The sequence below is a fragment of the Candidatus Acidianus copahuensis genome, assembly GCF_000632495.1.
GTDB lineage: Archaea > Thermoproteota > Thermoprotei_A > Sulfolobales > Sulfolobaceae > Acidianus > Acidianus copahuensis.
Genome location: NZ_JFZT01000018.1, coordinates 1 through 2467, shown reverse-complemented (window position 1 = coordinate 2467; position 2467 = coordinate 1). Strand labels below are relative to the sequence as shown.

Annotated in this window: 3 protein-coding genes; 1 reads left to right on the top strand and 2 read right to left on the bottom strand. The window is 36.5% G+C overall.

Annotated features, from left to right (window positions below; all coding sequences use genetic code 11):
• The coding region (locus CM19_RS02585) for a vWA domain-containing protein (RefSeq protein WP_048098894.1) at positions 1-350 on the top strand (350 nt) is incomplete at its 5' end.
• 154 nt (positions 351-504) lie between these two features.
• On the opposite strand, the gene CM19_RS02580 is transcribed toward CM19_RS02585, so the two are convergent.
• The gene (locus CM19_RS02580; RefSeq protein ID WP_052349421.1) at positions 505-1872 is read right to left on the bottom strand and encodes an RNA-guided endonuclease InsQ/TnpB family protein; all 1368 of its coding nucleotides are present in this window, start codon (positions 1870-1872) and stop codon (positions 505-507) included.
• Positions 1873-2109: 237 nt separating this feature from the next.
• On the bottom strand, positions 2110-2397 hold the full coding sequence (locus CM19_RS02575) for a hypothetical protein (RefSeq protein WP_048098893.1): 288 nt from the start codon (positions 2395-2397) through the stop codon (positions 2110-2112).
• Positions 2398-2467 lie beyond the last annotated feature (70 nt).

The window sequence follows — 2467 nt, the reverse complement described above, 5'->3', positions numbered from 1 at the left end:
CGTTAATAAAGGTTATAAAGAATGCCAAAAGCAAGGATGTAATAAAGATGATTGAGTATATAGGAAAAATTAGAGGAGGTGGTGGAACAGACATAAGCAGATCTGTTATTTCAGCTTGTGAGGACATAAAGGACGGACATGTAAAAGGAGCTAGTGAAGTTATCATATTGACTGACGGAGAAGATAAAATTGCCGAGACAACTGTAAGAAGATCATTAAGGGACTCTAACTCAAGCTTAATAAGTGTAATGATGAGAGGGGATAACGCAGATTTAAGAAGAATTTCAGACATATATCTAGTTGTATATAAACTAGATCAACAGGACTTGTTAAAAGTAGTAGAAGCTTAGCAGAAGAAGATTATTTCAAAGTTTTATCTTAATAGGAATTAAGAGGAAAAGACTCTCCGTCAGAAGAATGGGTATAGATATCATAACTAAAATATACAAGATCATATCCTTAACTGACCTCCTCCCCGCCCTGAAGGGTTACCCTCAGAGCGGTTCATAGGTTTTGATCCATACGTTTCACCCTCATAGAATCATATCTAGCTGGTACTACCAGCCCCGATCCTCTCGTCCACGTATAGACCAGTGGGGTGGTCTTACCCCAACTTATCCCTATCCCTCTGGTGATCCCACCATCATTGGGACTCGGGATTATGGATATATTAAACGCACCAACTAGGTCTGCGTTAAATACTTTGTTAAGCGTTGTACACTTAAATAAACCCCTTGAAACTCTTTTCCCGCATCCATTGCCGTGGATGGGACAAGTAGTTGAAGTATATGCCTCGTTAACAAACTCAACAGTTATTCCGTGTTCTTCAGCAACGTTCTTCAACTTTTCCATAACTTGTTTATAAGACCAGACGTTAACAACTAGGAAGTTACCCTTTTTCTGACTTATGTTCTTTGGGTAGCCAACCTTGATTAACGAGACTCCCTTGCTGTATAAGAATTCAACAACTTTCCTTACGGTAGCGTCTATTATAGTTGTTAACTTCCTCTTCCACTTAATGTACAACCTCCTTATCTTATTTGAGAACGGTTGTTTGAACAAGGATAATAACTTCTGTTTCATACTTATCAGTTTCATGAAATAGTACGAGATTGATTTTAACACCCTAGTCTTGATTAACACTTGTGTACCGTCAGAGATGTAGACAGCAAACAGGTTGTTTATCCCTATATCTATCCCACCTACTAAATTACCTTTAGGTGTTAGTGGTACTTTAACCCACTTACCTGTGTTTCTATCAAGTCTTTCATTTGCCTTTAAGGTAATGTGGGCATACCACTTTCCTAATACGTTGTTGTATATTATTTCTAGTCTTCCCTGATCCCCTCTATAGTATATTTCTCCCTTGTATTTTATTGCCAAGTCCTTGAATTGACCCAAATGGCGTAGTTCAATCTCCTGTTTCTCTTTATCTATCTTGTATTGGTCTTTCCTTAGCACTATTATTATCTTCCTCTTCTTCTTGTCTTTCCAGTAACCTGGTGGGTTGACTTTATTGATGAATGGTGGTAGTAGTTTTTTCTTTGCCCTTAACAAGGAAAAGAATGAACTCCACGCCTCATTGTTCTTGTTTAAAACTTGTTGTGCTGTTATTGTACCTATCATGTTCTTATACTCATTATACCACTTGTTATAGGTACCCTTGATATCAACACCACGTTCACCGTTAAAGAACTGTCTTCTCCTTTCATAGTTTACTTGGTTCCACAGTTTTGAACACAAGTTTCCTAGTTCTTTTAACTCCTCCTCTTGTTCTTTTGTTGGTACTAGATCTACAGTTACGGTGCGTCTTAGGACTGATACGGTAGGCATAGGGACTGATCCCTTACTACTCTTCTTAGGTTTACCCACCGTACCGTCCTCATTAGGAATTACTCTCTACCTTTTATAAACTTTTTTTGATAACATCCCCCGCTCTGAAGAGCGAGGCTTTCAGTTGTAAATGCTAGACTTATATATTACATATCCTATATAATATTAAATATAAAAATATCTCCAAAAAATAACATGATTAACTATTTTTCATTACTCAAAATCTTTTTTATACAAATCATTATAAATATTTATAATTAATTAAATTAAAGAAAGCTATTTATTCTGTTTAGCTAAACTTTCTAAGTATTCCTTTATCCACTTAATATCTTCTTCAATGTTATTTTCCTCTTCTCTTAACCACAATAATCCTCCAGCAGCATCTTCAATCTGGCCTTTGATCTTGAGCTCCTTTACCTTATCTTTCCAATTAAAGGGGATCTTAGAGATTACGTGAATGAATATCTCTCCATCATTTCTAAGGTGGATTTTACCCCACATAACATCTTCGAATTTATACTCTAGTTCTTTTGCAAATGGTGCCTTTCCTGGTCTTTCAGACACTTCCTTCCATTCACCTAATTCCGCACCTAGTTTTTTTTAGGTATTTAACTATACTCTCTTCCACGCTCAT